The organism is Vibrio sp. SCSIO 43136 (assembly GCF_023716565.1).
Classification (GTDB): Bacteria; Pseudomonadota; Gammaproteobacteria; order Enterobacterales; family Vibrionaceae; genus Vibrio.
On record NZ_CP071848.1, the window covers coordinates 1,390,552 to 1,417,322 of the forward strand.

General features: G+C 44.4%; 25 protein-coding genes and 1 riboswitch. Of the genes, 13 read left to right on the forward strand and 12 right to left on the reverse strand.

Going from position 1 to position 26,771, the window contains the following annotated elements; translation table 11 throughout:
- Positions 1–12 precede the first annotated feature (12 nt).
- Positions 13–702, forward strand: coding sequence for a sulfite exporter TauE/SafE family protein (locus J4N39_RS06505; protein ID WP_252023645.1), 690 nt, complete (start codon positions 13–15; stop codon positions 700–702).
- Here J4N39_RS06505 and J4N39_RS06510 read toward each other — a convergent pair.
- Positions 699–1,085, reverse strand: a complete 387-nt coding sequence (locus J4N39_RS06510) for a VC1380 family protein (protein ID WP_252023246.1) — start codon at positions 1,083–1,085, stop codon at positions 699–701. The two genes, J4N39_RS06505 and J4N39_RS06510, sit on opposite strands and share 4 nt — an antisense overlap.
- A 150-nt stretch (positions 1,086–1,235) precedes the next feature.
- Here J4N39_RS06510 and J4N39_RS06515 point away from each other — a divergent pair, with 150 nt between their 5' ends.
- Entirely contained in the window at positions 1,236–2,549 is a 1,314-nt protein-coding gene (locus J4N39_RS06515) for a MipA/OmpV family protein (RefSeq protein WP_252023247.1), read from the forward strand.
- 60 nt (positions 2,550–2,609) lie between these two features.
- Here J4N39_RS06515 and J4N39_RS06520 read toward each other — a convergent pair whose 3' ends face one another.
- A complete protein-coding gene (locus J4N39_RS06520; protein ID WP_252023248.1) occupies positions 2,610–3,197 on the reverse strand; it encodes an FMN-dependent NADH-azoreductase in 588 nt (195 codons plus the stop codon).
- A gap of 189 nt (positions 3,198–3,386) precedes the next feature.
- On the opposite strand from J4N39_RS06520, the gene hrpA reads away from it, so the two are divergent.
- From hrpA to J4N39_RS06540, 4 genes are all read left to right on the forward strand, one after another.
- Complete coding sequence (gene hrpA, locus J4N39_RS06525; RefSeq protein ID WP_252023249.1) at positions 3,387–7,292, forward strand: ATP-dependent RNA helicase HrpA; 3,906 nt, start codon at positions 3,387–3,389, stop codon at positions 7,290–7,292.
- 104 nt (positions 7,293–7,396) lie between these two features.
- Positions 7,397–7,870 (forward strand): porin family protein, encoded by a 474-nt coding sequence (locus J4N39_RS06530; protein WP_252023250.1) that lies wholly within the window; start codon positions 7,397–7,399, stop codon positions 7,868–7,870.
- Positions 7,871–8,098: 228 nt separating this feature from the next.
- Positions 8,099–8,563 carry an outer membrane beta-barrel protein gene (locus J4N39_RS06535; RefSeq protein ID WP_252023251.1) on the forward strand — a complete coding sequence of 155 codons (465 nt, stop codon included), beginning with the start codon at positions 8,099–8,101 and terminating at the stop codon, positions 8,561–8,563.
- Positions 8,564–8,705: 142 nt separating this feature from the next.
- Positions 8,706–9,236: a porin family protein gene (locus J4N39_RS06540; RefSeq protein ID WP_252023252.1), complete on the forward strand. Its 531-nt coding sequence runs from the start codon at positions 8,706–8,708 to the stop codon at positions 9,234–9,236.
- 135 nt (positions 9,237–9,371) lie between these two features.
- Here J4N39_RS06540 and J4N39_RS06545 read toward each other — a convergent pair whose 3' ends face one another.
- Positions 9,372–9,860, reverse strand: a complete 489-nt coding sequence (locus J4N39_RS06545; RefSeq protein WP_252023253.1) for a hypothetical protein — start codon at positions 9,858–9,860, stop codon at positions 9,372–9,374.
- Positions 9,861–10,091: 231 nt separating this feature from the next.
- On the reverse strand, positions 10,092–10,649 hold the full coding sequence (locus J4N39_RS06550; protein ID WP_252023254.1) for a hypothetical protein: 558 nt from the start codon (positions 10,647–10,649) through the stop codon (positions 10,092–10,094).
- Between the two features lie 261 nt (positions 10,650–10,910).
- Here J4N39_RS06550 and J4N39_RS06555 point away from each other — a divergent pair, with 261 nt between their 5' ends.
- Positions 10,911–11,543, forward strand: a complete 633-nt coding sequence (locus tag J4N39_RS06555) for a hypothetical protein (protein WP_252023256.1) — start codon at positions 10,911–10,913, stop codon at positions 11,541–11,543.
- A 129-nt stretch (positions 11,544–11,672) separates the two neighbouring features.
- Positions 11,673–13,040 carry a serine hydrolase domain-containing protein gene (locus J4N39_RS06560; RefSeq protein WP_252023258.1) on the forward strand — a complete coding sequence of 456 codons (1,368 nt, stop codon included), beginning with the start codon at positions 11,673–11,675 and terminating at the stop codon, positions 13,038–13,040.
- A gap of 147 nt (positions 13,041–13,187) precedes the next feature.
- On the opposite strand, the gene J4N39_RS06565 is transcribed toward J4N39_RS06560, so the two are convergent.
- Positions 13,188–14,669, reverse strand: coding sequence for a carboxypeptidase M32 (locus J4N39_RS06565; protein ID WP_252023260.1), 1,482 nt, complete (start codon positions 14,667–14,669; stop codon positions 13,188–13,190).
- Positions 14,670–14,818: 149 nt separating this feature from the next.
- On the opposite strand from J4N39_RS06565, the gene J4N39_RS06570 reads away from it, so the two are divergent.
- The 3 genes from J4N39_RS06570 (at position 14,819) to J4N39_RS06580 (ending at position 17,810) form a co-directional block, all read left to right on the forward strand.
- Positions 14,819–15,448 carry a LysE family translocator gene (locus J4N39_RS06570; protein WP_252023262.1) on the forward strand — a complete coding sequence of 210 codons (630 nt, stop codon included), beginning with the start codon at positions 14,819–14,821 and terminating at the stop codon, positions 15,446–15,448.
- 159 nt (positions 15,449–15,607) lie between these two features.
- Positions 15,608–16,648: an alcohol dehydrogenase catalytic domain-containing protein gene (locus J4N39_RS06575; protein WP_252023264.1), complete on the forward strand. Its 1,041-nt coding sequence runs from the start codon at positions 15,608–15,610 to the stop codon at positions 16,646–16,648.
- Positions 16,635–17,810 (forward strand): GGDEF domain-containing protein, encoded by a 1,176-nt coding sequence (locus tag J4N39_RS06580; protein WP_252023266.1) that lies wholly within the window; start codon positions 16,635–16,637, stop codon positions 17,808–17,810. Before J4N39_RS06575 ends, J4N39_RS06580 begins: the two co-directional genes overlap by 14 nt.
- A 66-nt stretch (positions 17,811–17,876) precedes the next feature.
- Here J4N39_RS06580 and J4N39_RS06585 read toward each other — a convergent pair whose 3' ends face one another.
- The 3 genes from J4N39_RS06585 to J4N39_RS06595 form a co-directional block, all read right to left on the reverse strand.
- Positions 17,877–19,253 carry an alanine/glycine:cation symporter family protein gene (locus tag J4N39_RS06585; RefSeq protein WP_252023268.1) on the reverse strand — a complete coding sequence of 459 codons (1,377 nt, stop codon included), beginning with the start codon at positions 19,251–19,253 and terminating at the stop codon, positions 17,877–17,879.
- Positions 19,254–19,346: 93 nt separating this feature from the next.
- A riboswitch (glycine riboswitch) is annotated at positions 19,347–19,463 on the reverse strand.
- A 417-nt stretch (positions 19,464–19,880) separates the two neighbouring features.
- Positions 19,881–20,381, reverse strand: a complete 501-nt coding sequence (locus tag J4N39_RS06590; protein ID WP_252023270.1) for a hypothetical protein — start codon at positions 20,379–20,381, stop codon at positions 19,881–19,883.
- On the reverse strand, positions 20,378–20,794 hold the full coding sequence (locus tag J4N39_RS06595; protein ID WP_252023273.1) for a hypothetical protein: 417 nt from the start codon (positions 20,792–20,794) through the stop codon (positions 20,378–20,380). Before J4N39_RS06595 ends, J4N39_RS06590 begins: the two co-directional genes overlap by 4 nt.
- A 356-nt stretch (positions 20,795–21,150) precedes the next feature.
- On the opposite strand from J4N39_RS06595, the gene J4N39_RS06600 reads away from it, so the two are divergent.
- Complete coding sequence (locus tag J4N39_RS06600) at positions 21,151–21,309, forward strand: hypothetical protein (protein WP_252023274.1); 159 nt, start codon at positions 21,151–21,153, stop codon at positions 21,307–21,309.
- 15 nt (positions 21,310–21,324) lie between these two features.
- Positions 21,325–22,074 carry a chromosome partitioning protein ParA gene (locus J4N39_RS06605; protein WP_252023276.1) on the forward strand — a complete coding sequence of 250 codons (750 nt, stop codon included), beginning with the start codon at positions 21,325–21,327 and terminating at the stop codon, positions 22,072–22,074.
- Positions 22,075–22,104: 30 nt separating this feature from the next.
- Here J4N39_RS06605 and J4N39_RS06610 read toward each other — a convergent pair whose 3' ends face one another.
- The 4 genes from J4N39_RS06610 to J4N39_RS06625 are packed head-to-tail and all read right to left on the reverse strand — an operon-like array spanning position 22,105 to position 26,755.
- On the reverse strand, positions 22,105–23,238 hold the full coding sequence (locus J4N39_RS06610; RefSeq protein ID WP_252023278.1) for an ABC transporter permease: 1,134 nt from the start codon (positions 23,236–23,238) through the stop codon (positions 22,105–22,107).
- Complete coding sequence (locus J4N39_RS06615) at positions 23,235–24,383, reverse strand: ABC transporter permease (protein ID WP_252023280.1); 1,149 nt, start codon at positions 24,381–24,383, stop codon at positions 23,235–23,237. The genes J4N39_RS06610 and J4N39_RS06615 overlap by 4 nt, the downstream gene beginning before the upstream one ends.
- On the reverse strand, positions 24,373–25,368 hold the full coding sequence (locus J4N39_RS06620; RefSeq protein WP_252023290.1) for an HlyD family secretion protein: 996 nt from the start codon (positions 25,366–25,368) through the stop codon (positions 24,373–24,375). The genes J4N39_RS06615 and J4N39_RS06620 overlap by 11 nt, the downstream gene beginning before the upstream one ends.
- 10 nt (positions 25,369–25,378) lie before the next feature.
- Positions 25,379–26,755, reverse strand: a complete 1,377-nt coding sequence (locus J4N39_RS06625) for a TolC family protein (protein WP_503063900.1) — start codon at positions 26,753–26,755, stop codon at positions 25,379–25,381.
- Positions 26,756–26,771 lie beyond the last annotated feature (16 nt).

The following is a 26,771-nucleotide window of genomic DNA, read 5'->3' on the forward strand; positions in this document are numbered from 1 at the left end:
ACTCTCATTGCTATGGGGCTTATATTTGTAGGCTCGTTTGTACAAAGTGCCATCGGTTTTGGTCTCGCTATCGTTGCAGCCCCTTTACTGTTTATGTTGTCACCGATTTATGTTCCTGCACCCATCTGTTTGGTCGCTCTGTTCATCTCTCTACTTAACGCATTTAAGCATAAATCTGAGGTGAGTTTAGGCGGACTAAAAATGGCAGTGATTGGGAGAATACCCGGCTCAATTATCGGGGGAGCGATACTGCTTTATATCTCACCGGACATGCTGTCACTAGGGCTTGGGGTTTTTGTATTAATTGCCGTAGCCATCAGTCTGCTACCGCTGCGAATTGAGCCCACCCCTAACCGAATGTGTGTTGCGGGATTTTTTTCGGGATTCATGGGTACAAGCTCAAGTATAGGTGGGCCACCGATGGCACTACTTCTCCAGCATCAAGAAGCGAACTCATTGCGTGGTAATTTATCCGCATTTTTTGTAGCGAGCTCTTTGATCTCCCTTATTGTTCAACTGTTTATCGGCTTTTTCACGCTCGAACATCTGTGGGCAATCTTGCCTTTACTCCCAGCAGCTTGGTTGGGTTATTTCTTGGCAGGCAAATTTGTTCACCATTTCTCTAAACAGTGGATCCGATATTGTGCATTAGCACTTTGTCTAACGAGCGGGATTGGTGCGGTGTGGCAAGCTCTCACTTAGAGAGCTTGGGGATCTTCGGAGGCGGACTCCGCCTCTTCAAGCAGTTCAATCACTTCTGATGAGGACTTCTCGTGGCTGATCAGTAGCATCGCAAGCAAAGCTTCTGTTTTGCTGCTGATATCTGAGTCTTCTACTAACAATTGGCGGATACGGTGTCTAAGTAGTGCCATTTCATGCTCGACAAAACCTCGCCCTTCGGTGTCACCACCAAGGTCTTCTGGTTGATGGTCAAAATTCAGAAACAGGAAATCGTCATCGTATCGCGATGCGATAAGACGTTCTGGTAACCACTCTTCACCAGTCACGACATCTAAGTCTTTGTCTGATGGTAGGGTATTAAGTATTTGTAATAATTCCGATACTTTCACAATGATTTTATACAATCTAGGCTGCTATTTAGTATAGTAGCGGCAAAAGGGCGTGCATCTTAATTGATATTTCATTTTTTGACTAGGGTTGTGATATGTCAGCATAGTCGAAAATACGCAGGGATTGCGAAGTAATAAATTCAGCAACTTTAATCGTAGATATATATGACGACTCATAAAAAACTGTATAGCGTAGTGACGCTCGGCTTGGTTTCTTGTTTTGCCAACGCAGCACAAGAGCAAGAGTGGGGGTTGGCTGCGGCATTTCGCTCATCAACGCTTATTCATGATACTTCTAGTCAGGGGTTAAACACTTCACATACCGAGGTGAATACTTTCACACCACTTTTTTACTATCAAGGTGAACACCTCTACATGGATGGCTTGGAAGGTGGTGTCCACCTTTACGAGCAAGATCAACACAGTTTTAATCTGTTTACCCGTTTACGTTTTGTTGATATGCCAGCGGCTTATCAAAATCAGGCGGGTGGTGATCAGTTTGATTTAGGTCTTCAGCACCGCTACCAAGTCGATGAATCTTGGTACACAGATACTGAGCTTTTGGGCGATAGTTATGGGCGCATGCATGCTAATCTGCGTGCGACGGCTGAATATGCGACGGAAAGTTGGGACTTCAAGCCTAGCGTTCAGGTGAGATATAAGAGTTCGGATTTCAACTCGTATTACTACGCAGGTTCTAGCCTTGGCTACGATACCATTGGCGCAGGTGTTGATCTAAAAGCTGGCTTTGAAGCTCGTTACCATGTTACTTCAAACTTGTATTTACTCGGTTCTGCTTATGCGACCGTGCTTGATAATCAAGCCTACAGCGCTGACCTAGTAGATAGTCGATACAATGCAGAATACTTCATCGGATTTGGTCTTTTTAACGATAAATCCGGTGTGAAGAAGCAAGAAATTGGCGCTAAGCCATATTTACGTGTTGCTCAAGGCTTCGCGACGCCTTCGGACATGGGGGATATCTTCCAAGGTAAGGGCGAGCCAGATCCTAACGGTAACAAGATGACATCGGTCTTCTATGGCCATCCATTGACTGATGAGTTGTTTGGTGCGCCGATTGATGTGTATTTAACGCCGGGTATGGCGTGGCACTGGTCTAGTAGCACTCAGAGTTCATCACCAGAATATGTGGTTGCAGTGAAAGCCTACTATACGTTCGAGTGGCCAATTCGCTGGAAGTTTGGTGCCGCAGAAGGGGTCTCGTACGTCGTTAACCCAACTCACATAGAATCCAGTGAGCTGGAAGCTAAAGGGTACGAAAACAGCAACTTGATGAACTACCTAGATATCTCATTTGACTTTAATGTCGGTGATATGTTTGGTCAGTCAGATTGGGATCATTTGTGGATTGGTTACAGCTTGCATCACCGCTCTTCTATCTTTGAAAAGGCGTCTCAATTCGGACGAATCAAAGGTGGCAGTAACTACAACACTATCTATCTGCAATACGATTTCTAAAAAAGAGAGCCGACCTATCTACAGGTCGGCTTTTTTATATGGGCAGTGAATTCGGTTAAACTAGATAGTTAATTGAGCGATCTGGTCCTCTGCTTGGGCTAATCCTTTGGCCGCCATTTCGTCACCCATGGCAAGCGCTTCAGCGTATACATACTCTTGTTCGGTGATGCCTACAAAGCCAAGTACGGTTTGCAGATATGGTTTAATAATGTCGGTAGCCGCATCTTTATGGATGCCACCGCGAGTAGTCACTACGATGGCTTTTTTGCCTTCTAATAAACCTTTTGGACCTTGCTCGGTGTAGCTAAACGTGACGCCTGCTCGGGCGATAAGGTCAATCCAGTTTTTAAGCTGGGTTGGCACAGTAAAGTTGTACATTGGCGCTGCAATGATAAGCGTATCAGCTTGTTTTACTTCCTCTACTAAGGTGTCTGATAGTGCCAAAACTTCTTGTTGCTCAGGGCTTAGGTTATCTCCACCACGAAGTGCTGTTGCGATAGACATATCAAGAACTGGCAGTTGGTTAGCCGCCAAATCTCTGACCGTGACATCTGTGCTTTGATAGTTTTTCACAAGATTATCAATCAATTTGTTTGACTGTGAGTATTCACCAAGAATGCTAGATTTAAGAACCAAGATGCGAGACATAAGCTTTCCTTTTTGCAAGTGCTTTCGTTTGTGTTGCACTCATAATAGAAACCCCAGTCAGGGCAAAACAGCCGTTAATTACGTTGGACTTGTTCGAAAATTTTGAATACTCCTCTTTGCTCACGCCAAATCTATGGTTGTGATACAATCCCGCCAGCTTTTTAGAATGATAAGAATATAGGTAACGCTTTGACCTCGTCACAGCCAAAAACACAAGCGAATAACGCTAAATCGCTTAGAGCAGCATTGCAAAGCTGCATGATGAAACACCGATTTCGTTTAAGTAAACGTATTGCTGGAGCTAGCAAAATCAAAAAAGATGAAGCTCGCAATGCGGTATTTGACGAAATTGCATTAGAAATTGCTCACTCAATGGCAGAAGTAGAGCAACGTAGTAACTTTATTGCCAAGATTGAATATCCTGAGCTGCTTCCAGTTAGTCAGAAAAGACAAGATATAGCTGATGCGATTGAAAAGCATCAGGTAGTCATTGTTGCGGGTGAAACGGGATCGGGTAAAACCACACAGCTACCTAAGATTTGTGCTGAACTTGGTCGTGGTAAATTTGGCTTGATTGGTCATACCCAACCACGTCGTCTTGCGGCTCGCTCAGTTGCCAACCGCATCGCTGAAGAGATGGAAACTAGCCTAGGTGAATTTGTAGGTTATAAGGTTCGCTTTAACGATCAGATCTCAGACAATACCCAGATCAAGTTAATGACGGACGGTATCTTACTTGCTGAAATTCAACATGACCGTTTCCTGAATCAGTACGACACTATCATTATCGATGAAGCGCACGAACGTAGCCTCAATATCGACTTTATCATGGGCTACCTGAAACAGCTGCTTCCAAAACGCCCCGATTTGAAAGTTATCATTACTTCTGCAACGATCGACCCTGAGCGTTTCTCTAAGCACTTTAGCGATGCGCCTATCATTGAAGTGTCGGGTCGCACATACCCAGTGGAGACTCGTTATCGCCCGCTTTCTGGCGAAGATAATGATGATCGGGATCAGCTAGAAGGTATTTTTGAAGCGGTAGATGAACTGGTAGATGAAGGTCTGGGTGATATCTTGATCTTTATGAATGGTGAGCGTGAGATCCGAGATACTGCGGAAGCGCTGAATAAGCGAAACTTACGTGATACCGAGGTAGTGCCACTGTATGCGCGCCTATCAGCTGGTGAACAGAATAAGATTTTCCAGCCTCACGCAGGTCGTCGAATCGTATTGGCAACTAACGTTGCTGAAACCTCGTTGACTGTGCCGGGTATTAAATACGTTATTGACCCAGGTACGGCACGTATTAGCCGTTACAGCTACCGCACTAAAGTGCAACGCTTGCCGATTGAACCCGTTTCTCAAGCAAGTGCCAACCAACGTAAAGGTCGTTGTGGCCGTGTTGAAGCGGGTATCTGTATCCGCCTTTACTCTGAGGAGGATTTTGAAAGCCGTCCAGAGTTCACTGATCCTGAGATCCTGCGTACTAACTTAGCATCGGTTATCCTTCAGATGACCTCGCTTGGCCTTGGCGATATCGACGCTTTCCCATTTGTTGAAGCGCCGGATAAACGCAATATTCAAGACGGTGTTCGCCTGCTTGAAGAGCTTGGCGCTATCAATGATAAAGCTAAAGACCCTCGCAAGCGCCTGACCTCAATGGGTCGCCAGCTGGCTAGATTGCCAATTGATCCTCGTATGGCGCGTATGGTACTTGAAGCGCCAAAAACTGGTTCTTTGAAAGAAGTGATGATCATTGCATCCGCACTATCTATTCAAGATCCTCGAGAGCGTCCTAGTGATAAGCAACAGTCTTCTGACGATAAGCATCGTCGCTTCTTCCACGAAGAATCAGACTTCCTGACGTTTGTTAACCTTTGGGAATACATTCAGAAACAGCAAAAAGCACTCTCTTCGAACCAGTTCCGTAAGCAGTGTAAGCAAGATTACTTGAACTATTTACGTATCCGAGAGTGGCAAGATGTTTACTTCCAGATTCATCAAGCGATGCGTGAGATGGATTATAAACTTAACACCGAGCCTGCGAGCTACCATGGTGTGCACACCGCACTACTAGTGGGGCTGTTATCTCACATCGGTATGAAAGATCAGGAAAAGAACGAGTATCAAGGCGCACGCAACGCAAGGTTCCATATCTTCCCTGCATCAGGTCTATTTAAGAAACAGCCAAAATGGATCATGTCCGCTGAGCTGGTGGAAACTTCCAAGCTGTGGGGGCGCATCATTGCCAAGATCCAGCCAGAGTGGATTGAGCCATTAGCTAAGCACTTAATTAAACGCAGCTATAGTGAGCCTCATTGGTCGAAGAAACGTGCAGCCGTCATGGCCTATGAGAAAGTGACGCTTTACGGTATTCCTGTCGTCGCTAAGCGCTTGATGAACTATGGTGCAATTGATTCAACAATCAGCCGAGAGATCTTCATTCGCAGCGCACTGGTTGAAGGTGAGTGGGAAACCAAACACGCATTCTTTAAGCAGAATCGTCGATTGCTACAAGAAGTCGAAGAGCTTGAGCATAAGTCTCGCCGTCGTGACATTTTGGTAGACGACGATGAGCTGTTTGATTTTTACGATCAGCGAGTTAGCACAGAGGTCGTTTCTGGCCGCCACTTTGATACTTGGTGGAAAAAAGCCAGCAAAGAGAATCCAGAGCAACTTAATTTTGAAAAAGAGATGCTGTTTCGTGGCGATGCTAGCCATGTCACGGACCTCGACTACCCGAACTTCTGGCATCAAAACGGTTTGAAACTCAAGCTGAGCTACCAGTTCGAGCCAGGTGATGATAACGACGGTGTGACGGTGCATCTACCACTACCAATCTTAAACCAAGTGGAAACCGCAGGGTTTGATTGGCAGATCCCAGGTCTGCGTCATGAACTAGTGGTGAGTTTGATTAAGTCGCTGCCAAAGACGGTACGTAAGAACTTCGTGCCGGCACCGAACTACGCAGATGCATTCTTAGCTGCGGTGACACCAATGGACGCACCGCTATTAGATGCACTTGAAAAACAGCTACTGCGCATGACGGGTGTCCAAGTACTGCGTGAAGATTGGAAACTGGAGCAAGTGCCAGAGCACTTGAAAGTGACCTATCGAGCCGTCGATCATCGTAATCGTAAACTGAAAGAGCACAAAGATCTTTACGAGCTAAAAGATAGCTTGAAAGAGAAAGTGCAGCAGACACTGTCGAAAGTTGCAGACGACGATATCGAGCAGCAAGGTCTACATACGTGGAGCTTTGGTGAGTTGCCTAAAGTTTATCAACAAAAGCGTGGTGGGTATGAAGTTAAAGCTTTCCCTGCGATTGTAGATAGCAAAGATAGTGTTGAGATCAAGCTATTCGAAACTGAGCAAGAGCAGCAGCAAGCTATGGCTGCGGGACAACGCCGTTTGGTACTGCTAAATGTTCCGTCGCCGATTAAATACCTTCACTCCAATTTGCCAAACAAGTCCAAACTTGGGCTTTACTTCAACTCATATGGTCGTGTGCAAGATTTGATTGATGATTGTATCGCATGTGGTGTGGACAAATTGATAGAGGAGCGGGGAGGCATTGTCTGGGAATCAGAGCAGTTCGAAGCGTTAAAAGAGCACGTTCGAGCGGAATTGGGGGATACGGTTGTCGATATCGCCAAGCAAGTGGAAACTATTTTGACTACAGCCTTTAACATCAACAAAAAGTTAAAAGGTAAGGTTGATTTCACCATGGCATTTGCGTTGTCGGACATTAAAGCGCAAATAGAAGGCTTGATTTGCAAAGGTTTCGCTACGGATTGTGGTTGGAAGCGACTGCCGGACATTCTCCGCTATATGAAGGCCATCGAGCGCCGTATGGAAAAACTGCCGATTGATCCGAATAAAGACCGTTTGCACATGCTTAAAGTTGAAGCGGTGACCAAGGAGTACAAAGAGTTGTTAAACAAGATCCCTAAAGGGGTTGAGGTTCCAGCTCAGGTCAAAGAGATCCGCTGGATGATTGAGGAACTACGTGTGAGCTTCTTCGCTCAGCAACTAGGCACACCTTATCCAGTTTCGGATAAACGTGTGAAAAATGCGATAGCTGATTGTTAATTGGAATAATAATTGCTTATCTTTCAATTGAAGTGGCACGGTGTATAGTGAGTCAAAAAGGTGACTATCACCGTGCATAAACAATATACAAAGGACATATTGCAATGAAAAAGACAGCTCTAGCAGTGGCTCTTGGCCTATTCGCAACGACCGCTTCGGCTGATGCATTTTTTTATGCGGGTGCTAACGTTGGTCAAGGCACTATCGATAGCGATAAATCAACGGTTTATGGTTTTCATGTGGGTACTGGTATCTTGCCATTCATTGGTGTAGAAGCGGGTTATCAAACGCTAAGCAAGACACCAGATGCAACAACGATTTACCTAGCCGCTAAACCAAGTGTTGATCTAGGCCCAATCCAAGTCTATGCCAAAGCGGGTATCCACTCTTGGAGCGCTGATGTGACTTCAAGCATTGATGACAAAGATACGGATTTAATGTTTGGCTTTGGTGCTGAGTATTACCTCATTGACAACTTGTCGGTCGGAGCGAGCTGGATGCAATACCAGATGGGTGGTGATTACATCAAAGACAACTCTGATCAGGTATCTCTGACGGCGACATTCCACTTTTTGTAAGCCTCGCTTAACGATTGAAAAGCCAGCCAATAGTTGCTGGCTTTTTTGTGCCTGAAAGAACATAACGGTGTGATTTTTGATTATTTGTAAATCAATATGATTTATCGATTGCGCTAGGTACTAAGCTATAGTTAAAATCTGCGCACAAAAAAATGCTTAGGGATTAAAGCATCTTCACGCTCGGCCGATAAAGGAAGAATATCGAGCATTTATAAATAAAGGCAGAAGATGAAAAAGATTATTCTTGCAGCGGTACTTGCCGGTGCTGCTACAACCGCATCAGCAGACGCATTGATTTACGCAGGTGCTAACATCGGTCAGTCGGATATCGATGGCCACACTGGTACGGCAACGGGCTTCCACGTGGGCACGGGTATCCTACCAATCATTGGTGTTGAGGCAGGTTACAACCATCACGGCAAGATCAATGGTGTTAATGCACACTCAACATTTTTTGCATTGAAACCAAGCATTGATCTAGGTCCGCTACATATCTACGGTAAAGCAGGTATTCACCAGTTTAAAGGTGAGAAGAGCGGTTACTCAACAGACGGTACAGACACTATGTACGGCCTAGGTGTTGAGTATTCTGTACTGCCAATGATCACCGTGGGTGGTGGTTACCAGTCTTTCAAAGTGGAAGGCGGCAACATCAACTCTTTCAACCTAACTGCAACGTTCCACTTTCTATAAGTAGAAATAGAAATCTTTAATACTAACGCCAGCATTGCTGGCGTTTTTTTGACATAAAACTAACCGTTGTTCGTAAACTAAGCTTACAAGATTTGATATAGTATCTTTGATTTATATCCCATTATTTTGAGTAAAGTTAACGATGAAAAAGACTCTTCTTGCACTTGCTGCGCTAACACTGTCTGCAAATGCAGCGGCAACTGGCATGTACATTGGTTTGAACGCTGGTCAATCTAAATTTGAAAGCGAAAAAGATGTTGGTGTTGGTGCTTACTTAGGTGCAAATCTATTGCCTTTCCTAGGTGTAGAATTAGGTTTCCAAGGTCACGGTCAATATGAGTACGATAAGTACATGCCTGTATATAAAGAAGAAGTTAAAACTGACTCTTTTTACTTTGCGCTTAAACCACAAATCGCAGTAGGTCCAGTCCAACTATTTGCAAAAGTGGGTGGTCATGCATGGAGCCAAGAGTACAGCTATGAATTGTTCGATACGAATATCAATGACTACGTTGATGACCGTAAAGTAAGCGGCAATGGCATGATGTACGGTGTTGGCGCAGAATACTTCTTCTCGGAAGGTTTATCGGCGGGTATCCAAGCACAGAAATTCAAAACTAAGCATGGTGACGTTGACCACATTGGTATCAACATGACACTTCACTTCATGTAATTAGTTCCTTATATAAATACCAGACCTAGTGTCTGGTATTTTTTTGTTTCTAATAATTGATACTAGAATAGTTTGAATGCAAAAAAGCCCCCACTGATTTCTCAGCAGGGGCTCATTATTAGGGTTTGATTCAAGTTAGAAACGGTAACCCGCTAGCAGACCAATGCTATCGTCATAAGTGTGTAGCTCAGTGTCCGCTTGAATTTCACCAGACATCGTGTAGTGAAGATCAACCACAACATTTGGATTAACGTCGAAGCCAAAACCGATCATTGGGCGAATGACAGATCCACTCTTAGACTCTTTTTGGCCCAAAGCTTCAGCCGACTTTTCTAGAGAAGTGATCATTGCGCCCGCTTTGACTGTCATGCCGTTACCAAGGCGGAAACCACCATAGATAGTGTCATGCCCTGTGCTCTCAGTGAATGTAACCATTTGGTTTGCACTCATAGATTCTGACCCGCCGAGACCTTTGTAACCGATCACTGCAGCGCCAAAACCTACTTCAGCGCCAAGATTTAAACCGTCAGAGCTTTCGAAGCCGCCAAGCACGGTGAAATCAACATTAGCAGAAGCAATACCAGATACAGTAACAAGTGCTGTTGCAAGAAGTAACTTTTTCATTTTTTCTCCAAAAGTTTATCGGCTCCTTGCCCGGCTCTTCAAATGAGGCTATTCCTTCAATAAAAGATATGAGATGGTGTCTTAATTTAGAAATAATTCTAATAACTCAATAGTTTTTTATCAAATCAATTTATGGTTAGTTTTGTCAGTTATTTGTTAAGTTGTATTCTTGGAACAAAAAAGCCTGCGACAGTGCGCAGGCTTAACTATGCTCAGAATCAATAAATGAGATTAGAAACGGTAACCAACCATGATCGCAGCGTTGGTTTCAAATTCATAAGTCTTTAGCTCGCTTAACTTAGAGTTTTCAAATTCAAAGTCAACTTCTTGGCCGCTAGATACGTGTAGGTTTACGTTAACAGAATTGCTGAATGTGTAGCCCAAACCGACCATAGGGCGGAAAGCCGTATTCAACATCTCTTCACCTTCAAACTTGCCTTCAACACTTGTCATCGCAAAACCGCCTTTCACCGAGAAGCCGTTGTCGAAGTTGTAGCCCGCATAAATCACTGAATCTTTTTGTGTTCTAGTGAAGTCAAAACCGTCAGGCGTTTGCTCGTTAGCGTCGATAACCTTTCGACTATCGATGTCTCCAACCATTTGGTAACCAGCAAACGCAGAACCAAGGCCGATTTCCGCAGCAATTGTAGGGCCTGCGTTGCTGTCCGCACCTGCTAGCACATTCAGGTTCAAACCTTGGTATCTAGAAACCTCTTGAGTTTGTGAGGTCTCAACTGCGAAAGAAGATGTAGATGCAAGGATTGCTGCAGCAGCGAATAGTTTTTTCATTGTAACTCCGAGAGGGAATGAACCTCATACTGATTTTCAGTAAGGTTTAGGGTGGTATCTATTTCTGGTTCGGCATCCTAGTTTCTATTAAGTTTGTCGTCAAATAATTAAGCCTTTTTGTTGTTAAGATAATGTCAAAACTTTAGTCGGGCCAACTAATCAAGGTATTCTGCACCGACAAGGTGATAACCAGTTGATCTAAAAAGACAACGCCTCTAATGTATTTTAGTTGCGCCCTAGATGAATTGTTCGGAGTTTAAAATGGATGGAAAATCTAAACAGCAGCTTGGTGAGCTGCTAGTGGATCAAGAGAGGCTGCTTGAAGTGTTATCACACAATACAGGCGCACTTGATGATTACCCAGAGTTGCAGATGCATCTACTTGAAAAGAGTCAGAAGTCAGTAGACTTTAGGCGGGGTTTGCGTGAAAAAGCCTATACCAAAGACGAATATAAAGAGGAGATTTTCGCCAGGTTAGATTGGATAGTGTACGACATTACCAGCGAACTCGACGTGGATTTCCTGATCACTAAAGTGGCGTCTTTAGTCGGTGATGATATGTCTGCTATCAAGAACCTTACTGCCAAAGAGATTGGTGAAAACCATATATCGAAACTATTGCACATGGTGGGAAATGCACTGCATACCTCAGGAGATACTAAGTCCTTTCCCTTTTTGCAAAAACGTGGCCATGCCAGCGACAAGTTTTGGCTTCAGGCGGATAAAGCTTACGATCTGTATCATCAAGGCTATAAGAGTCACTATAAACTCAATGCCGCATTTAAGGATGCGTTTGATACCAGTGTACCGCAAAGTTTTATCAAGTTTATTCAAACCTATGGTGATCCAAGAGCGATTGTCGAATGGCGAGAGTATGCAAACTATAGCGATTGATTTCTAAGTTTTTCCAAATTCGTTTTCGTATTCGCGAAATCCGTTGTGACGTAATTTAAACCCATCGAAGCTCAACCCAGTCGAGCTAACGAGTCGGTCTTAAACTGAACGCAATTGACGAGAACGAATATGAAAAAATCAATTATTGCTTTAACTGTAGGTCTTGGTATTTCTTTTGGCGCTGCCGCTGTAGAGTACAAGGGCCCGAACCCTCAGTTTGATAAAAACCTAGCACCTTATGGCATCAGTGTTGATAACTGGGAGGTTCGAGATTTCCAACGCTTCACCATGGCGGATTCCTACCTAAACCACTATCACTCAGTGGTCAAGCATGGTGAGCCGATGCCTTTGAAAGTCATCAACTCTCTAGACATTTCTAAGATGATGGTTGATGACGTCATCCCAAACAAAAAAATCAGCATGTATAACTTGATGCGTGATCGTGCTGAGATCCAAAGCTATGTCATCATGAATAAAAAAGGTGAGATTGTCTCAGAAGATTACTGGTCGAATACAGATAAAGATACTAAACACCACTTGATGTCTGCGCATAAATCTTTCTCTTCGATGCTGTTTGGTATTGCCGTTGAGAAAGGTTTTCTGAAAGCAGATGATCCTGTGGGCAAATACGTGCCTGAGTTTAAAGGTACAGAGTGGGAAAACATCCCAGTTCAAGCATTTGCTGATATGACCTCGGGCGTCAACACCATGTACTTTACTCGTGAGGGCTACCACAACTGGGGAATGCCTGACGGATCTTCTTGCTGGGATTCGGCGATGTCAACTGCAACAGGCTATAACGGTCTGGTTGAGCGAGATGGGAAACTTGTGCCACCCGCGGATGCGCTTGGAGAAATCACCTCTTTTAGTGAATATCTGCGAGCGTTTGCACTCAAAGCAAAACCTGAGTTCGAAACTGGCAAAGTGTATCAATACCGCGGTTTGAACACTGAGATCATGGCGCGAGCAGTTGAAGGTGCGACGGGCAAAAACTTGTCTGAATTGATGGAAGAGTTTTTGTGGAGCAAAGGTGGCTTTACTTCAGATATGACGCTTTACGTTAACCAGAACAAAGAGTCACTAGCCGCAGGCTCGATGAACTCCACTGCTCGAGATTTTGCAATTGGCTCTTACTTGATGGCGAATGACGGAAAAAACTGGAAAGGCGAGCAGGTGCTTCCAAAACACTATGTTGATCAAGTGAAGTTTGGTGATGATGAAGTAAAACAAGCGTGGGATAAATTGTCATACGAGCATCTACTTGTGCCTGATGCATTTTACAAAAACCAATGGCGCACTATGACTCACCCTGTAACGGGGCGAACCATTTCGCTAATGATTGGTGTGAATGGCCAGTTCTCTGCATTTGACCATGAAACTGGGATGTCGATTGCGACGTTTGGTGCTTACCGAGAGCATACAGGCCAGCGTTTTGTGCAAGTTTACATCTACGATGTGCTGTTCCCGCTATTCGACGAGTTAGCAAAGCAGGCTTGATCGCACTTAGGTGCAAACCTTGAGTGTTGATTTGAAATGATTTCAATGGAAATGCGATTTGCAGTGAAATCAATTGAAATTGTGTGATATCAAAACTGACATACAACGCAACAAAGAAGGGAGTAGCCCAAGCTACTCCCTCTGTTTCTATAAGTAACGATTTCTCAAGTGAGATTGGAAATGCTGAGCATTCAGTATCTCGCCAGTGGCCTGTTTTACAAGCTCATTAGTGCTTAATAGACTACCGTGACGCCATACTTTCTCTTCTAGCCATGTGAAAATAGGAGAAAGGTCGCCACTTCTGATCACGGCATCAGTATCGATGGTTGATTTCATCGCCGCCATAAACTGAGCCGCATACATTGCACCAAGCGTGTAGCTTGGGAAGTAACCAAATGCACCATCTGTCCAGTGGATATCTTGCATACAACCATTGGTGTAGTTGCCAACAGTATCTAGGCCGAGATAGTCCTTCATTTTTTGTGCCCACAATTCTGGGACGTCGGTATGTTCAATCTTGCCGTTGATCAAGTCACGTTCAATCTCATAACGTAAGATCACGTGCGCAGGGTAGGTCAGTTCATCGGCATCGACTCGAATAAAACCTTTTTCAACCTTGGTATAGATTTTGTGGAAATTCTCTGGCGAGAATGCGGCATCTTGCTCGCGGCCAAATTGTTTGGCAGATTTAGCAGCCAGAATTTCAATGAATGGGTCGCTACGTCCTACCTGCATTTCAAAGAATAGGCTTTGCGACTCATGAATCCCCATCGAACGAGCTTCCCCAACAGGTAAACCCGCTAGAGATTTTGGCAAACCTTGTTCGTAACGAGCATGGCCTGTTTCGTGAACGGTTCCCATCAGAGATTGCACGAAATCTGACTCATCGTAACGAGTGGTTAATCGCACGTCGGAAGGGACACCACCGCAGAATGGATGAACACTGACATCGAGTCGACCATGGTTGAAGTCAAATTGCAGCAGTTTCATCACATCTAGACCTAGCTGGCGCTGAGATTCAGTTGAGAAGTTGCCCTCAGGAATGATGATTTTGCTTTGGCTCTGTTTCTCAATAACTTCATCGATTAAGCTAGGAAGCCAAGTCTTTACATCACCAAACAGAGACTCTAAGAACTCATTGTTAGTTCCCGGCTCAAAAAGGTCGAGCATGGCGTCGTAAGGGGTAAGTCCGGTGGCATCGGCGCGAACTTGCGCCTCTTCGCGTGACAGCTTAACTACTTCACGCCAGTTTTTCTCAAAACCTTGCCAGTCATTGTCGCCACGTTGAGAGCGCCATGCGTGTTCACATTTAGACCCTGCTAGTGATTTTGCTTCTACGAGTTCTTCTGGTAGTACGTTACTGCTAAGCCAAGAGCGTTTCATTTCTCTTAGGCTTGCCTGTTCGTCAACAGATAGTGTTTCGTCTGCGGCCTTGTCAAACCATTCGCCAAGTTGCGGCGCTGTAGATAGTTGATGTATGTGTACCGACAGCTCTGCCATTGCTTCCGAGCGAGCTTGGTTGCCACCTGAAGGCATCATTGCGGCCTGATCCCAGCCACAAATTGCGCCTAAGTGGCTGAAACGGGATATTTTTTGATGGTGCTGAACCAGCTTTTGATAATAGCTCATGGTACTCCTTGTTTCTGAGCGTATAGAGAATTTGGCTACTATAGCAATACTTGGAAGGGGATTTATAGTGCTTTTATTCTCGAGTGAGAGACTTTACCTCGATTCATCAAGTTGTTATAACCACTCCATCACTGAACGATGAGCAATGTATGAACATTTTAAATCCGGAAGCTTTTTTGATTGCGATAACTATTCTGACTCTAACCCCAGGACTAGATACAGCACTTGTGATCAGAAACACAACGCGAAGTGGAGGTTTCCAAGGGTGTTTAACTAGTTTGGGAGTATGTGCGGGCTTGTTTGTGCATGCCACGTTCTCTGCGATCGGAATTTCAGCTATTTTGCTGCAATCTGCAGAGCTTTTCATGCTCGTCAAAAGTATTGGTGCAGCTTACCTGATTTGGCTCGGGATAAATTCTCTTAAAGCTATGTGGCAAGGAGAGGCAGGCATTCGTGTAGCGAATGAGAGTCAGCACAAGGCTCAGTGGCAACAGTCACTTAAAGAGGGTTTTCTTTCCAATGTACTCAATCCGAAAACCGGTGTTTTCTATTTGGCCTTCTTGCCCCAATTCATCAACCCAGAGCATTCAGCATTGCTGCAATCTTTTACCATGGCCGCGATTCATTTCTTGATTGCAATGGTTTGGCAGTGTGGATTGGCTGCGACGGTAGATAAAGCCAAAACCTATTTGAGTAATGGTAGTGCGATGCGCTGGCTTGAAGGTGTTACGGGTGCGGTATTGGTTGGTTTAGGGATTAAACTGATGATCGAGAAGTAACCACCAGAGTACTCGTGCTTTAAGTGGATTCAGGTGGATTGGATAGACTTGAAAATTTCCCTTAGTAACTCTGTGTCTATTGCGATGATTTTCTACTTCTGTGCTATTTTTTAATTGAGGACTTTATAAGTTAACTCGATAAAAAGTCAGGAGTCTTTGATGAAGTCATTACAGTTTTATGCAAGAAGAGACATCCGATTAGAGGATATTCCCAAACCAGAACCGAGTGACAATCAGGTTCAGATTCGAGTGACTGATGCCGGGCTAAGTCAAACACAGGTGAATGAGTTTATTGAAGGCCCATTTATTATTAGCAATGTTCCACATCCTAAAACGGGAATTGGTGTGCCTATCATCCCGTGCCAAGAATATGGGGGAGAGGTGGTTCAAGTGGGGGCAGGTGTTGATCCTAGTTGGCTTGGAAAGACTGTTGCTGTTTTGCCGCTAACTTATTGCGGCAAGTGTGATTTTTGTTTGGCAGGACAAGTTAACCAGTGTTCAGAGCTGACCTATCATGGGCTTGTAGGGGATCATGGTGGCTTCTGTGAATTTTCAGTCGTCGATGAATCCAACTTGTTAGAGGTCGACCCAAACAAGCCAGAGCTTCTGACGTTTGTTGAACCACTCCTAGTGGGAGTCCATGCTTATCATCGATATGGCCAGCCGTTAGACAACAAGAAAGTGCTGATTCTGGGGGCTGGTGCCATTGGAATGGCATGTGCCGCTGTCTGGCAGACGTTGAGCCGCTGTGAAATTACCTTATGCGATTACTTACCAAAACGTCTTGATGCTGCGAAAGCTCTAGGCTTTTCAGCCATTGCTAATAGTGATGTTACACCCTGGGGTTTTGATGTTGTTGTCGATGCCGCTGGAAAAGACATTTACCACGACTCGCAAGCGTTTGAACAAGCGCCAAGTTTTGTTCGACCAGGTGGATGCGTGATGTCTCTAGGGACTTACTTCTTTCCAATGCAAGTGACACCTATAGAAACTCTTGCGACAGAAGTGTCTCATATCCCTTCTTTTATGTATAACCAACAGGACGTCGAGGTGCTGAAATCGATCCTTCCAGACATAAACATCGAACTGGATCGGTTAATTACTAGAGTTGCTTTCGAGAACCTTATTCAGGATGGCTACTATCAAGCCGAACTCGATCGAGACGCATTTATTAGGATAGTGACTAGTGCCAACGGATAAAAATGAACGAGACAGATTCCTTGACGCTATTCGGCAAGCGGGAGTCGTGTCGCTTAGTCAGTCAACTGACACGCTTCCAGCCGATCAACAACGCCTCTCATTACCAGAATCCGGTATGTATTGTGGCGTGAGTTCAGATCTATCTCCTCAGCAACAACTAAATATCCGAGAGGTATTGGACGAGAGTATCTCTGCGCTGGGGGCAGTGGCTGAGTTAAGCTTGAAATACGCTACGCTCAAGCGTGATTTTGAAGCAATTATAGAGAAAGGCTCAGAAGATCGCTTTGAGCAGGCTTTGTGTCAAAATTTACATGGTTTTGTTGGGGATACAGAGCAGTTTGGTGTTTTAAAGGAAGGCGAACCAGTGTTCGTGACTGAGTTAAACAATCATACAGTGCAAGTTGTAAGTCTCCAGCTAAAACATCGAGACGAGTTATCGACCCAAGTTTCTCGAGGCGAGCTTTATGCTTTTCGCTCTGAGCAGTTTACGTTGATCGTGCAACGAACGCCTCCTTTGACGGATACGCAAAAAAACCATATCAAGCTCACCATCAAGCATTTATCGCTGCTTAGTTTGCAAAAAACCTTGAGTAAGGCGATGGCTATCTTGTTTGAAGACCCTGGTAGTGACAATCTCGTAAATCACTATGAAAAAGAGACGAGTCTCCAGCAAAGTCTAGATAACTTGGTCCAGTGTGCTTCTATTGACCCGTTGACTATGGTTTACAACCGTCGTTATTTAATGCGTCATGTTGAGAAGCTTGAGCATGATTGCTGTGCATTCTCTCTTATTTTGATTGATATAGATTGGTTTAAGCGGATCAATGATCAATACGGACACGATGTCGGTGATGAAGTATTGCAGGAATTTTCTCAGATATTAAAAACGCACTGCCGAGCCACAGATACTTTGTGTCGGTGGGGAGGAGAAGAGTTTCTAGTGGTTTTAAAAGGTGTTGATGTCGCTAGCGCCGTAGACCAAGCGGATAGATTGCGATTGGAAGTAGAAAAGCACAAATTTGTTGATAATATCTCGGTCTCTGCCAGCTTTGGTGTTGCTGCTAGTCTGAGTAATCCTGGATTTTTGGATGCGGTGCGCCGAGCAGACACTGCACTTTACCAAGCTAAGCATCTTGGTCGAAATCGGGTAGAGCAGGGGTGAACCCGAGTCAATAGCGAATAACAATAACGCTCGCCATACGCGAGCGTTATTGATTGAACCAGAGCGCTAAACTTGTGACGGCTGTGAAGTTGCCACCGGATTGATTTTATCGAAATAGTGTCTGGTCTCTTCGATCACAACATGACGAAGTGCAATCAAGCCAATTAGGTTTGGAATAGCCATTAAACCATTCACGATGTCGGCAATTAGCCAAATCATATCCAGTTTCAAGAACGCACCAGATGCGACCAAGGCAACAAAGATGATCTTATATGGCAGAACGGCTTTGGTTCCCATCAGGTAAACTACGCAGCGTTCACCATAGTAGTTCCAGCCAAGAATGGTGGTAAATGCAAAGAACATCAAACCAATAGATACCATCATAGGGCCGAACGTATCAGAACCAAGGCCAGCTGCAAAGGCATAGGTCGTCATTTCAGCACCCGCCAAATCACCTTGCCATGCACCTGTCATAATAAGAGTCAGACCTGTCATGGTACAGATGATGATAGTGTCAAAGAATGTGCCTGTCATAGAGATTAACCCTTGCTTAACACAAGAGTTCGTCTTGGCTGCTGCGGCTGCCATTGGTGCACTACCGAGGCCAGATTCGTTCGAGAACACACCTCGGGCAATACCTGACTGGATAGCGAGCATAATGCTAGCGCCCAAGAAACCACCCGTCGCAGCAGTGTTAGTAAATGCACTTGATACTACCAGCTGAATCGCCGGTAAGATTCGCTCAGCGTTCATCACCAGAACCGACAAACATGCAACAACATAGAACACTGCCATGGTTGGTACGACTTTGCCTGCTACTTTAGCGATAGATTGGATGCCACCAAGCGTCACCACTGCCACTAAACTAGTCAGAATTACGGCTGAAATCTCGCGAGAGATACCAAATGACAGTTGGCTAGCGTCGAGAATCGCATTGACTTGTGGGAAAGTACCAATGCCAAAGCAAGCCACACCTAAAGCAAACACAGCAAACATAATGGCTAAGAATTTTGAGCCAACACCATGTTCTAGATAGAACATAGGACCGCCCATCATCTGACCATTAGCATCTTTCTTACGGTATTTCACCGCCAGCAAACATTCTGCATATTTGGTCGCAATCCCAAAAAGAGCTGCTAGCCACATCCAAAACAGTGCGCCCGGGCCACCAAGCTTGATTGCAGTAGCAACACCAACGATGTTACCCGTACCTATGGTTGCAGAAAGAGCAGTACAAAGTGCGGCGAAGCTTGATACATCACCATTGGCTTTAGCATTATCATCTTTGCCAAAGACGAGTTTAAGCGCGGTTGGTAGATGGCGAAATTGCAAAATGTTGAGACGAAAAGTGAAATAAATACCCGTACCAACCAGCAAGATCAGCAGTGGTGGACCCCATACGAGGTTGTCGATAGTTTGAAGCAGTGAATAGAAGTTGTTCATGATTTCCCCTTAAAATACAACGTATAAGGAGAAGAGAGAAAGGGTGGATCAGTGATCCAAAATGTCTATGTAGAAAAATACTTAGGTTTTGCCTTTCACTCCTCTGTCCTTTTGCCTGAGAGTTTCACTGACTGCAAAATGCAGCTAGCTTGCTCCTTCGGCGGCCGATTTCTACAACAAAGTAGTACGGCTCTCTCCAGAGGTTCCTCCAATGACAGTCCCCGCTGTATCACTACAGCACCTGAAAGATTTACTTCTTCGGTAGGCATCACTTGATAGTGAAATACCACTCTCCTGCCATCTTCATCGGAACAAATGCCCAAAATTTGAGCGTCTGTTGGTCAACAATGAAAATGTTAACGGGCGCTAGGTTATCATCAAATTTGAAAAGTTCAACTTGATTTTGATCAACAGATTAAATGTTTTTCTAACTACCAAACTTACGTAAAATGAAGTGCTTACGAATAAATCGTTTGCCTGTACCTGTGAATGTAGATCTAACAGGGTTTAGTACGCCAACCCAGACCGAATTGCACAAACTTAGGCGTGACCATTGAGAACTAATATTTTTAGTGATGAGGTAGTCTAGATTATGCCGATGAGCTTTCCTTAGATATGAATGGAAAATTATTGTTTTATTAAATTTATTCTTTCATAAGCATCAACGAGATTAAATGGCTTTAATTCCTCAGATAGCTCAAGAATCATTCGTTGATCGTTATCTGAAAGCGAGAGTAACTTTGATTCCAAATATAGATCTGAACCAGTGTACATAATGTTCTTAATGCTATCTGCGAACTTAGAGCTCAGTGGTAAGTCAGTTTTCTCTCCCTGATCAATCATAAGAATTAACCGCATGACGTCAGTACGTTCTTTACTAGAGCATAATTCTAACGACATTTTATACGGGTATCCTATGACTACTGAGTTATCAATATCTAGACCGTTTATTATTTCTAGAACCGATTCACTTATCTTGGAGTTATTTGCGATAGCTGAACACTTAGCATGTTTTTCTTGGTAGAGGATGAATTTCTTTTCAAGATGATTAAACAGCTTAGAGTCGTTAAGTGTCATTGACGCTAAACAGGACAAAGGTAGAAACCAAAGAACAGTTAGCCATTTCATTGAACTTCCACCTTGCACCCTAGATGTATTGCTTTCCAGAATTCTCGTTGCTTTTGGTCGATGTTGGATCGTATCATTTGCAGCCCAGCAATAGTGCTTATTTGGTTTTTCGCATAGGACTCTAGCGCTCCAAAAGAGAGAAAAAAATACTCCCAGTTCGTTTGGTATATATTCCAAGAGGTGCTAGCTACATCGCTTGATATAATTTGGAACCCTAGCATATTTTCTACGGGGCCAGCAGAGTTAGGTGTTTTGACTGCTAAACCTCCAAATATTATAGCAAGATGGCCTAGCGCTATAGCCATCCACCCTTTTTCGATAGAAGTGTTGATGTCATTAATGCTTTTAATCGCTTGTAAGCTTTCTTGGTCAAAGTTGAGCCCAACGAGAACTGGGCATGTTTGGTTTTTCATTGGTAAACCTCCTTGTTCGTTAAGCATAACAAACTAAAGAATCTCTATTTAATGTGGTGAAATTATTTGCGAGTTGGACTTTCCTTTAACGAAATTGATAACTTTTTAATTTTCACTAGTACTTTAACCATAAGTTATCGATTTTAAGAACAGTTTTAGTAAGGGCTTCTACCTGCGGTTGAGGAGCTCAATGAGTACCACAAACCATTTTGAATTAATGGTTGCTTTTTGTACGTCAAACATTAATCCGCTATCGACTCTCGAATTAATTGCGTGGATTTATGCCCTCTTTGCTGCAAAAAATGGTATAAAAAGGAGTAGGTTGTTGGCTTGATACCAGACGTTAGGAGGATGCCATGATCCGATTACTTGCTATAGCAGCGTTGCTGGTGTTGGCGGTGTTATTGTTTAAATATCGCACCAATGAAAAGCTTCAAAAGGGCGTTGTTACCGTCGCTATAACAGGATTTGTGTTGTACGTGATCTATGTGGTCACGATGGAATTGATTCGCTAGGGTGGAGAATAAAGAGTGAGCAAAGACCCTATAAATGACCAAGATGATAACCTAGGTGACGAAGTGGTTATTGTTGAAGAGCGCAATAAAACTTCTTATGCATATATTGCGATTGCGGCGGTAGTAGGCCTTGCGGTAGGTGGCTTGGGTGGTGCATTGCTTACTCAAAATAGTTGGCAAAAAACATACTCTAGTGCGGAAGAACGTGTGCAAAAGCTTGAAGGCCAAAAGGTGGTGCTTCAACAGCAAGTCACCAGCTACAAAGAGGATGTGGAGAAAAAAATCACTCAGGTGCTTGAAGATCAAAAGCAGGCGCTAAGTTCAGACTTTGATGCTCAATTGAAAGAACTCGAAACCACGGTGACTGAACTAGAAAAGGTCAACCTTGACCAGGAAAAGTTAATTGCCGAACAAAAAAGCCAACTTGAGGCTTTTGATAAGAGTAATCGTCAGTTGAATCGCCAAGCTGATTTGCAAGCAAGCATGTTTGAACGATCTCGTGAAGTATTCCAGCGTGAAATGCTGATCAAACAAGAAATGGAGACACTGCAAACTGAGCGCAAAACACTTTTGCCACAAGTTGATAAGTTGAAGAATGAGTGTGATGTCTTCTTAGAAGGAGCATCATGGGATGCAAGCAGTAACGCCTGTGACAAGAGTGATGAAGTGACATCTCGATTGAGCCAAATCGATCAGATGTTAGAAGTGCATCGCTTAGATCTGGAGCAAATTCAATCTCTTGCCGAGCAAATGGGATTAAATTAGATCGAACACAGTTAAAGACAAACGCAGCCATTAGGCTGCGTTTTTTGTTGGACGAATAGTCAATATAGCAATGGTTAACCATCCTGCTGCAAGCATCCATAACTGGGCGAGCTCGTGCTTGATGAGTGGCAGCTCAGCCCCCATTTGATTGGATTTCAAGAAGCCCATTATAGCAGGGGTACTTGGGATGAGGTTGCTCACAATGACAATAGGCTCAGGAATACTCTCTATTGGCCATATAAAGCCTGCGCTGAAAATTAACGGCATTGAGCTGAGAAGCACCAACATAGTAACTAATTCTGTTCTTGGAACCCAGTTTCCTATCACCACACCTAGGGCGCCAGCGGCGATTAGGAAGGGGATGAGCAGAATGAATATTGTTTCGATAGACGCAAGTCGGTTGATGTCATACATATCAAAGCTAACGCCGAGATAGAACATACTAATTAGCACATATATCAGAGCGAATGCAGTGATTCTTGCAAGCGTTAATCTAGCCGGATGGATATTCTGCCAATAACCCGACCGACTTTTTTGGTTACAGGTTAATATGCCTGTACCCATGATGAGCGTTTGGTGCAAGATTAAGATAAACACCGCTGGAACGACGTAGTCAACGTAACCCATCTTAGGGTTAAAGGTCGGTTTGAAGTTCAGATGCGTAGACGAGTATTGATCTTTGGCTAAAGCCATCGGTTCGCCATCCATGACCAACTTTGTCACTTTCACTTGCGCCGATAAGGTGCCTGCAGATTTCGCTAAACCTTCCACGACCGTACCATAGACAAGAAAATACGAAGCATCACCAGCATAAGCTAGAACTGGGCTTTTCCCCATCAGCAGATCACGGTGGAAATGTTCGGGGATCACCAGTATGCCCGCAACCTTTCCAGCCAAAAACTGGCTTTTAGCTTCTTCAACAGAGTGGGTTCGTGAAACCACTGAGACTTGAGGTGTCGCATCCACCATTCTTTCAAGTTTAAAGCTGGTTTGTGACTTATCTAAGTTCACTACAGTGATTTGCTGTTCTTGCGCAACTTGGTGTGCGTAAGGCAACGGGTAGAGGAAGGAGTAAAAAACCGTTCCTCCGAAGATAGTGATCACAATAGCTGGATGCGCCAATAGTGACTTAAGTTCTTGTTTTAATAAATCGAAGAAGCTCATGCAGTCACCTTATGTTTTGCGTGTTTTTTGCGTATTAGTACCACCACAATGACCAGTGGTCCGAGGTAACCTAGCAATGATTCGAGCATGGGTAGCACTTCAAGGAAGCTACTGCCGTAGTGAGCTTGAGAAGTTTGCACTTCAATGTAATGGCTAACAGGCAGTAGGTTTCTCCAAGTTTGCGCCAAGAGATTCATATCAGTTACCGGGAAGGTGATCCCCATAAAAGCAAAACTTGGCGCTGTAAATGCACCTGCAAAGCTCATAGCGCGGGTCGCATCCATACTCAGAAAATAGAACATGCTGCCCATGACGATACAGGCAAACACCATTAATATTTGAGCGCAAATTAAGATCCAGAACTGTCCATGAAACGGCCAACTAAGAGCGATATAAAGCCAATAAGTGAAAGCAAGACCTTGCATGATGAATATTGGTACGTAAGGCGCTAAAGTTTTGAGCCAGTTTTTGACAGGTGTTTCACCTAGCCATGCCTGCATTCCGTGTAAACGATAGTTTGCCGCTAAAATCATTACTGTTGAGACAACAAGAGCGATCTGCCAAATCGCAGGCACTAGCGCTGATATCAAGAATTGGGCGTAATTCGCCCCTTTATTAAATAGTGCCGTGATCTGACTTCTTACTGGCACCGCTTTGCCTAATGCTTGAGTCGGAGTGTTGTTGCCTTGGACTAACACCTTGCCAGCATCGAGTTTGGCATTTAGCGTGCCTTGCGCTTGCACCAACGCGGAATTGACCAACCGCCCAACCAAGATAAATTGTGTGTTCACAAACGCACTGATCTGTGGTGGTTGAGAGATGTAGACGTCCTTACTCGCCCCTTTAGGGATCACTACATAAGCGTAGATATCGCCAGATTTAAGTGCTTGTTTAGCCGCTGTGGCATCGCTATACATATGCTTAATGGCTAGACTAGGGGATGCATCATAATGATGTACAATTTGACGTGACAATTGCGAGTGATCTAAGTCGACCACCCCAATCGGCATATCTCGAGCAATGCCTTGAGCAAATATCCACCATAAGCAAGCAATCAAGGCGACAGGTAGCCAAGTTAAGACCGCAACTAACCAGCGGTCTTTGGCTAATATCTCTTTCTGACGGCGAAGCCAGTTACGGTGCATACTTAAGTCCCTCTAGAACAACGCTCATGCCCATTCGAAGTTCTGGCTGAGCGGTTGTTGGACGTGCTTCTACTTCGAAAGTACGCATATCAAATCCTTGAGAAGGATCGGTAGAACGCCATGTCGCAAAATCACCCATTACAGCTACGTGGCTTACTTCAAACTCAATGCTTTGGTTAAGTGCAGGGACAAAAGCTTCAAATTGAGAGCCTTTTTTGAACTCGCTGAGCAAGTCTTCTCGGACGTTAAAGACCGCCCAAGCATCTTGAGTATCAACAACGGTCACGACTGGAAAGCCTTGTGGTGCAAGCTCACCACTGTTCAATAAGACTTGAGATACCTCGCCTTCGAACCAACTTTTAATCTTGGTGTCTGCAGCGTACGCTTCTACTTCTGCAACGCTTCCTGCCGCCATTCGAGCTTTCTCGGCTGCTGCGCGTTTGGTCTCATCGCGGGCACCTTCTTTAGCCATTTGATACATCTGGAATGCTGCGCTTTCGGTGTATTTTGCCGCTTGCCACTGGGTTAATGCTTCATCTCTTTTTTGTTCGGCAACCACGCCATCTTGGAATAGGTTATTGACTCGTTTATAGGTCTTTTCCATCAAATCTGCTGCGGCTTTCGCTTTTTGCCATTGGTCTTTCGAGGCTTGTATTTGTTGAGTTCGAGCACCTTTTTCCGCCTCTTGGGCTAGTGCGGTTGCAGCCTCTTTGCCTGCTAGTGCTTGTTCAAGCTTAGCGTCAAGTTCAGGGCTGTATATGGTAAACACTAAATCGCCTTGTTTAACCATGTCACCTTTGCGAACTAGTACTTCATCTATGCGTCCAGCTACCTTAGACGAAATATTGTATTGTTGAGCTTCAATCAAACCTTGAAGGCGAACGGGCTGTGGTTGATAAGCTTGGTAGAAGCTATAACCAATCCAGCTCACCATAGCGATTGCAGCAGTGCCAGCGATGGCAGGTTTTAGAAGATTACGGTTCATTACTTTGTCCTTATTGGCTGTCAGTCGCTGACTGTTGATATTGTGCGAAAGTACTCATTTCATTGCTCAGTGCAAGAAGCTTACTTAGGGAGATCAGATAGTTGTATTTAGCGAGGTGTTGTTGAGTTTTGATGCTCGCAAGGTAAAGCTCGGCATCAACGACTTCTAACGAATTCGATAAACCTTGGGTGAAGGCTTTGCTGCGCAGATTCAAATTTTCATTGGCGAGCTTCAGGCTTGAGTTGAGTCCGTGGACTTCCTCGACCGCTTGCTCAGCTTCAAGGTAGGTTTTCTCCACCAATACTGATAAATCACGCTTTGCTTGATCTCTTAAGTATTGGACTTGAAGTACGGCGCTGTGAGCGGCTTGGGCGCGATCAGAACGTCCATTGGTATCGATGATGGGAACACTGACGCCAATACCGACTAACCAATCCGGTTTCATTTGGCTGGCAAGGCTGTCATGCTCGTATAAGCTGTAGTCACCATATAAATAAACGTTTGGGTAGTAGGCACTTTTCTCAACTTTGACTAAGTTGCTCGCTTGCTTTTCTTTGGCATCTAATATGCGAAGGCCAGGGTAGGTGGCAATGGTTTGGTCGATAAATGCATCCAGTGGTGGAAGCACTTCGTTAACAAACAGTCGGCTGTCTAAGCTAATGTCAGATTGATTGAGCAAACTTGCCAATGCGGTGATGGCAATATCTAAGTCGCGTTGGGCTTTTTGGCGATCGACTTTGGCTTTATCTAACGAAGCTTCGGCTTGAAGACGCTCTACTTTGGCGATTTGACCTTGTTTCTCGAGTTTGATGGCAAAATCTCGGTGTTGGCTTAACCCTTTCTCTACCGCTTTTCGTGTTTCAAGCACTTCTTGCGCAAGCACTACACCAAAATAGTATTTGCTTAAGTCTTCGTACTTGGCTTGGCGCTCCATTTCAAATTGACTGCGAGCTTCCTCGGTTTGCCCAGCGGCAATGTCTTGTGCTGCCGTGATTTTACCCCCTGTAAAAATTGGCCACACTGCTCGAATAGATGAGCCGTACACGTGACGGTCGGAGATGGTCGTGGACAGCCCAGAGGCATCAATATTCCCTACAAGACCGCCAATGATTGATGCAAGTGCAGCATTATCAATGGATGTTGCATCGAGTAACTGTTGACCATTCACTGAAACGTTTTGGTCCAACATAGTGTAGTTAGCCGAGAGTGAAATACTCGGTAGATTCAACGAGTCTCGTGAATCTTGCATGTATTGATAACGCTGTAGGTTCGCTTGCGACGCAGCTAGTGAATCGTTGTTTTGTTGAACCAACTGCCAAGCTTGTTCGAAGCTAACGGGTTGAGCGAGCGCACTGATTGGTGCTAAGCAAAAAACACTTCCGAGCATGAGTGCGAGCGAGGAT